General features: G+C 67.2%; 6 protein-coding genes. 3 read left to right on the top strand and 3 right to left on the bottom strand.

What is annotated here, in order from left to right; translation table 11 throughout:
• Positions 1–159: 159 nt before the first annotated feature.
• Entirely contained in the window at positions 160–573 is a 414-nt protein-coding gene (gene rpsP / locus AX702_RS17430; protein WP_066781676.1) for a 30S ribosomal protein S16, read from the bottom strand.
• 32 nt (positions 574–605) lie between these two features.
• Positions 606–2120 (bottom strand): signal recognition particle protein, encoded by a 1515-nt coding sequence (gene ffh / locus AX702_RS17425; protein WP_066781683.1) that lies wholly within the window; start codon positions 2118–2120, stop codon positions 606–608.
• Positions 2121–2367: 247 nt separating this feature from the next.
• Here ffh and AX702_RS17420 point away from each other — a divergent pair, with 247 nt between their 5' ends.
• Positions 2368–3936, top strand: a complete 1569-nt coding sequence (locus AX702_RS17420) for a putative bifunctional diguanylate cyclase/phosphodiesterase (RefSeq protein WP_231731928.1) — start codon at positions 2368–2370, stop codon at positions 3934–3936.
• Between the two features lie 15 nt (positions 3937–3951).
• Here AX702_RS17420 and AX702_RS17415 read toward each other — a convergent pair whose 3' ends face one another.
• Complete coding sequence (locus tag AX702_RS17415) at positions 3952–5460, bottom strand: YifB family Mg chelatase-like AAA ATPase (RefSeq protein WP_066781672.1); 1509 nt, start codon at positions 5458–5460, stop codon at positions 3952–3954.
• Positions 5461–5563: 103 nt separating this feature from the next.
• On the opposite strand from AX702_RS17415, the gene AX702_RS17410 reads away from it, so the two are divergent.
• Positions 5564–5842: a hypothetical protein gene (locus tag AX702_RS17410; protein WP_231731927.1), complete on the top strand. Its 279-nt coding sequence runs from the start codon at positions 5564–5566 to the stop codon at positions 5840–5842.
• A gap of 84 nt (positions 5843–5926) precedes the next feature.
• Positions 5927–6061 carry a 50S ribosomal protein L34 gene (gene rpmH, locus AX702_RS17405; RefSeq protein WP_028056723.1) on the top strand — a complete coding sequence of 45 codons (135 nt, stop codon included), beginning with the start codon at positions 5927–5929 and terminating at the stop codon, positions 6059–6061.
• The last annotated feature ends 7 nt before the right edge of the window (positions 6062–6068 follow it).

Genomic DNA, 6068 nt, shown 5'->3' with positions numbered 1-6068 from the left:
GCGGGGGCGTCGTCACGCCCTTCTGCTGGGTCGGGGGCGGAGACCCCTTCGTTGCTGGCGACCTTTTCGTCGTCATCGCTGGCGGTCCGGGGGTCTGGATCGGCAATCATGGCGAGCTCCTTTCAACCGAAAGGAACGCGCCATGATCGGATCGGATGCTTACTCGGCGGTCGCTTCGGCGGCTTCGGTCTCGCCCGAACCGGCGTTCGCCGCTTCTGCCTCGGCCTCCTGCTGCGCCTTCAGCTTTTCGGCACGCTCCTCGGCGCGCTCCTTGGCCTTCTCGCCCGGCTCCGCCTTCTTCGGGTTGTTGCGGGCTTCACGCTCGCGCACACCGGCGAGGTCGAGGAAGCGGGCAACGCGATCGGTCGGCTGCGCTCCGTTGCTCAGCCAGTGCTTCGCACGCTCTGCGTCCAGCACCACGCGCTTCTCGTCGTCCTTGGCGAGCAGCGGATTGTAGTTGCCGATCTTCTCGATGAAGCGGCCGTCACGCGGGCTGCGCGCATCGGCAACGACGATGCGGTAATACGGACGCTTCTTCGAACCGCCACGCGACAGGCGAATGCTCAGTGCCATTGGTACTTCTTCCTTCTAGATATCTGAAAACGTTACTTCTTGAACTTCGGAAATCCTGGCGGCAGGGCGCCGCCACCACCAAGGCCAGGCAGGCCGGGCAAACCGCCGCCGCCAGCCTTGCCCAGCATGTCGCCCAGCTCCGGCCCGCCCAGCGCATTGCCGAGGCCGGCCATGCCGCCTCCGGGGCCACCCTTGCCAAGCATGGACAGCATCCCCTTGATGCCGCCCATCTTGCGGATCTTCTTCATCGCGGTGGACATTTCCTGGTGCATCTTCAGGAGCTTGTTCACGTCTTGCACGGTCGTGCCGCTGCCCTTGGCGATGCGGATCTTGCGCTTGGCGTTGATCAGCTCAGGCTTCACGCGCTCCTTCGGCGTCATGGACGTGATCATCGCGTCCATGCGCAGCAGGATGCGCTCGTCGACGGCGCCATTGGCCATCGCCGCTTGCGCCTTCTTCATGCCCGGGATCATGCCGGCGAGTGCGCCAAGGCCGCCCATGCGCCGCATCTGCGCCAGCTGCCCACGCAGGTCGTTCATGTCGAACTGGCCCTTGGCCAGCTTCGCCGCCATGCGCTCGGCGTCTTCCGCCTGGATCGACTCCGCCGCCTTCTCGACCAGGCTGACGACATCGCCCATGCCGAGGATCCGGCCGGCCACGCGCTCGGCATGGAACGCCTCCAGCGCATCCATCTTCTCGCCAACGCCGGCGAACTTGATCGGCTTGCCCGTCACGGCACGCATCGACAGTGCCGCGCCGCCGCGCGCGTCGCCGTCCATGCGGGTCAGCACCACGCCGGTCAGCGGCACCTGCTCGGAAAAGCTCTGCGCGACATTGACCGCGTCCTGGCCGGTCAGCGAGTCGACGACGAGCAGAATTTCCTGCGGCGTGGCAATGTCCGCCACCGCCTTCATCTCGTCCATCAGCGCCTGATCGACGTGGAGGCGACCTGCCGTGTCGAGCATCAGCACGTCGAAGCCCTGCAGCTTCGCCGCCTGCAGCGCGCGACGGGCGATCTCGACCGGCTGCTGCCCGGCGACGATCGGCAGCGTCTGCACCTCGACCTGCGTGCCCAACGTGGCGAGCTGTTCCTGCGCCGCCGGGCGGTTGACGTCCAGCGACGCCATCAGCACCTTCTTGCGGTCACGACCCATCTGGCCGCCCGACAGGCGCTTGGCGATCTTCGCGGTCGTGGTCGTCTTGCCCGAGCCCTGGAGGCCGACCATCATCACCACCGCCGGCGGCGTGACGTCGATCTTCAGCTCGGCCGCCTGCGGATCATCCCCGCCCAGCATCGCGACCAGCGCATCATGAACGATCTTGACGACCTGCTGCCCCGGCGTGACCGAGCGCAGCACGTTCTGGCCGATCGCCTTTTCGGTGGCATCATCGACAAACTGTCGAGCCACCGGCAGCGCGACGTCCGCCTCGAGCAGCGCGACGCGCACTTCGCGCATCGCCTGGCGCACGTCCGCCTCGGTCAGCGCGCCACGACCGCGCAGGCGGTCAAATACGCCGCCAAGACGATCGCTCAGACTGTCGAACATCGCGCCAAAACTCCCTTCTTCCGGCCCAAACGCAAAAGCGCCGGCGGGCGAAACCTCGCCGGCCAGCGTGCACCACATGGGCGCTTGTCTTCAGCGTTCAACAACGGAACGTGCGCGCCCTGTAGCGGAAGCACTCCTCCAGCGCAAGCCGGACAGCCATTAACGCCTTCTACATACTATCGCCGCAAAATGGGGCGACATGGATGGATCGATCGCCCACGAGCCTGCGCGCCAAGACGGGCGCGATATGCGCACACTGCCGATCGGCCTCGTCACGATGGCCGCGGTTGCGCTGTGCGTCATCGTCATGGGAGCGGTGATCGTAGTCGTCACCCGCAACGGGCCAGCCGCCGCCGGGCCGCTGGTCTGGCCACTCACCATCGCCCTGCTCCTGAACCTCGCCGTGATCCTGGAGGGTCGCCGGCGACACCGCGAGCTCGCCAGGCGCCTCCGGCATCAGCTGGACAGCACGGAGGGCGCGCGCAGACTTTCGATCAAGGATCCGCTCACCGGCTTTCTGAACCGCCGCGCGCTTGTCGAGGAGGGCGCCGCGATGATCCAGGACGCCGCCCAGCGCCGCCTCGCCGTCGCCATGCTGATGATCGACCTCGACCGGTTCAAGACGATCAACGATCTTCACGGCCATGCCGTGGGCGACTCGCTCCTCGCCCGGGTAGCGGCGGAGATCAGCAGCGAGTTGCCTTCCCTGTCGCTGGCCGCTCGAGTCGGCGGTGACGAATTCGGCTGCATCTTCGCCTTCAATCCGGCGGATCCGCAGACCGTGCAGCGGATTGCGGAGCGGCTGGTCAGCCGGCTGGCATGCCCGATCGACCTTGGCGATGCCTCGATTCACGTCTCCGCTTCGATCGGCATTGCCCGCTCGGACCAGGAGCGCGCCTCCATCGAAACGCTGATCCGCGCCGCTGACATTGCCATGTATGCGGCAAAGGAAGCCGGCAGAAACCGCTTCAGCTGGTTCGACCCTGATATGGCGCGCGTCCTGCACGCCCGCAATGAGCTGGAAAGTGCGTTGCGCGCCGCCATTCCCGCCGGGCAGATCGTTCCTCATTTCGATCCGCAGATCGACCTCGCCACCGGCCAGCTCCTCGGCTTCGAGGTGCTCGCCCGCTGGCAGCATCCGCTGCAAGGCCAGATCAACCCCGATCGTTTCATCCCCATCGCCGAGCGGACGGGCATGATCGCCGATCTGTCCAAGTCCGTGATGCGGCAAGCGTTTCATGCGGCACGGGACTGGGATCCTGCCCTGACGCTCTCGATCAATGTGTCGGCGGTGCAGCTGCGCGATGCCTGGTTGCCGCAGAAGATCATCAAGCTGCTGCTCGAAACCGGCTTTCCGGCGCACCGGCTGGAAATCGAGATTACCGAGCGCGCCTTGCTGAAAAATCTCGCGCTGGCGCAGTCGATCATCGGCAGCCTGAAGAATCAGGGCATCCGCGTGGCGCTCGATGATTTCGGCACCGGTTATTCCAGCCTTGGCCACCTGCGCGCGTTGCCTTTCGACCGGATCAAGATCGACCGCAGCTTCGTGCAGGCGATTGCCGCCGATCCGGACAGCGCAGCCCTGGTGGGCGCCGTGGCGAGCATCGGCGCCAGCCTGAACTTGCCGGTCACGGCGGAGGGGATCGAGGATCTGGCGGCCGAGACGAGAATGCGTGCGCTGGGCTGCGCCCGGGGCCAAGGCTATCTGTACGGGCGACCGACGGATGCCGCCAATACCCGGCGGCTGCTGGCGGAGCGCCGGCTGCTGTCCGCCGGCACTGTCGCGGCGTCAGCAGAGCGCCGCCTCGCCAGCTGAATACGCCAACGGCGCTCAATTTCGCGGCGGCTGCCGGCGGTAGCTGAGCGCTTCCGCGACATGGATCCGCCCGACGCTGGCGCTGCCCGCCATGTCGGCAATGGTGCGCGCCACCCGCAAGATCCGCGTGTACCCGCGCGCCGAGAGCCGCATCGCTTCCGCTGCCTGGGCAAGAAGCGCGCGACCACCGTCATCCGGCGTGGCGAAGCGCTCCAGCAGGTCTCCATCGATGTCCGCGTTTGTGCGAGCCGGATGGTCACGATACCGCTCGGTCTGGATCGCGCGCACCTGTGCAACGCGCGCCGCGACCTCCGCCGACCCCTCGGATGGGGGCGGCAGCATCAGGTCCGCCGCGCTCACCGCCTGCACCTCCACGTGCAGATCGATGCGGTCGAGCAGCGGCCCGGACAACTTCGCCTGATAATCGCCTGCGCATTTCGGCGCCCGCGCGCATGCGAGCCCGGCATCTCCCAGATAGCCGCAACGGCACGGGTTCATCGCCGCGACCAGCTGCACCCGCGCCGGGAACGTCACATGCGCATTCGCTCGCGCTACGCTTACCGTTCCGGATTCTAATGGCTGGCGCAACGAGTCGAGAACCGCGCGCTGGAACTCGGGAAGCTCGTCCAGGAACAGCACGCCCAGGTGGGCCATGCTCACCTCGCCCGGCCGCACCTTGAGCCCGCCACCCGTCAGCGCCGCCATGGATGCCGAATGATGCGGTGCGCGGAAGGGTCGCGTACGGGTCAGCCGCCCGCCCTCCAGTGTGCCTGCCACCGATTGCACCATGGAAACTTCCAGCGCTTCGCCGGGGTCCAGCGGCGGGAGGATGCCGGGCAGACAGGACGCCATCAGCGACTTGCCAGACCCGGGCGGGCCGATCATCAGCAGGTTGTGATTGCCCGCCGCGGCAATCTCCAGCGCCCGCTTCGCCGTCTCCTGCCCGCGTACTTGCCGCAGATCCGGCCCACTCCCCGCCGCCTCCACCTCGCCAGTGCGGGGTGCAGGCAAAAGCCCCTGGCCCTTCAGGTGATTGATCAGCGACAACAGGTCCGGTGCCGCCACCACCTGGATCGAGCCGCTCCACGCCGCCTCGGCGCCCTGCGCCGCGGGACAGATCAGCCCTTTCCCGATTTCGGCCGCATGGAGCGCGGCCAGCAGCACACCCGGAGAGGGCGCGATCCGGCCATCCAGCGTCAACTCACCGACGATCACGAACTCCGCAATCGCCTCGGCGTCCACCACGCCCATCGCCGCCAACAGACCAAGCGCGATCGGCAGATCGAAGTGCGAACCTTCCTTCGGCAGGTCCGCCGGCGACAGATTGACCGCTATTCTCTTGGGCGGCAGCGCCAGGCCCATTGCCGCGATTGCCCCGCGCACCCGCTCGCGGCTTTCGCCGACCGCCTTGTCGGCAAGGCCCACCAGGTTGAACGCAGGCAATCCCGCGATCAGTTGAACCTGAACCTCAACGGCGCGCGCCTCCAGCCCCAGATACGCCACCGTCGCGACAATCGCCGCCATAGATCCCCCCTGCTCCCCATCCTGTTCATACCTGCTTTGCCGCCGCTGCGAAGCTCTCTCGCGCCGTCTTGCCAATGCAACACACCCTCGCCACATGGGCGGCATGCGTGATCGCCACCCCGCCATGCGTATCCTGCAACTGATCCTGGGCTGCCTGCTCCTGCTGGGCGCGGCAGTGATGGGTCCGCTGCCGGGGCCCGGTGGGATCTTCCTCTTCGCTGGCGGCATGGTCCTCATCCTGCGCAACTCGCGTTGGGCGCAGGTGCGCTGGGCCCGGTTGAAGCGTCGCTGGCCGCGGATCGGTGGGCTCGCCGATCGCGCCATGCGCCGCCCCAGTGAACGGCGTCGCCGCGCGCGAAGTCGGGCGCTAGGCTCGCGTTGACTTGCCGCGCGCCTTCGCTTATGCCGCGCACCATTCGGGCCGTCCCTCGTGGCGGCCTTTATTTTTCAGATTCGGGAATGAACGATGAAGCGGACCTTTCAGCCGAGCAACCTGGTGCGGGCACGCCGTCACGGCTTCCGTGCACGGATGGCGACGGTCGGCGGTCGCGCCGTGATCCGTGCGCGCCGCGCACGCGGCCGCAAGAAGCTGTCGGCCTAACCGTCTT

Origin of the sequence: Sphingomonas sp. CCH5-D11 (assembly GCF_001557395.1) — a bacterium.
GTDB lineage: Bacteria > Pseudomonadota > Alphaproteobacteria > Sphingomonadales > Sphingomonadaceae > Sphingomonas.
The sequence above is the reverse complement of the archived record's forward strand: the minus strand, read 5'-3'. Positions and strand labels throughout refer to the sequence as shown.

Excerpts from the sequence above, each read along its gene's own strand:
- AX702_RS17410 (WP_231731927.1), top strand. The coding sequence starts at position 5,564 with ATGCGTGATCGCCACCCCGCCATGCGTATCCTGCAACTGATCCTGGGC.
- rpsP (WP_066781676.1), bottom strand. The coding sequence starts at position 573 with ATGGCACTGAGCATTCGCCTGTCGCGTGGCGGTTCGAAGAAGCGTCCG.
- AX702_RS17415 (WP_066781672.1), bottom strand. The coding sequence starts at position 5,460 with ATGGCGGCGATTGTCGCGACGGTGGCGTATCTGGGGCTGGAGGCGCGC.
- ffh (WP_066781683.1), bottom strand. The coding sequence starts at position 2,120 with ATGTTCGACAGTCTGAGCGATCGTCTTGGCGGCGTATTTGACCGCCTG.
- AX702_RS17420 (WP_231731928.1), top strand. The coding sequence starts at position 2,368 with ATGCGCACACTGCCGATCGGCCTCGTCACGATGGCCGCGGTTGCGCTG.
- rpmH (WP_028056723.1), top strand. The coding sequence starts at position 5,927 with ATGAAGCGGACCTTTCAGCCGAGCAACCTGGTGCGGGCACGCCGTCAC.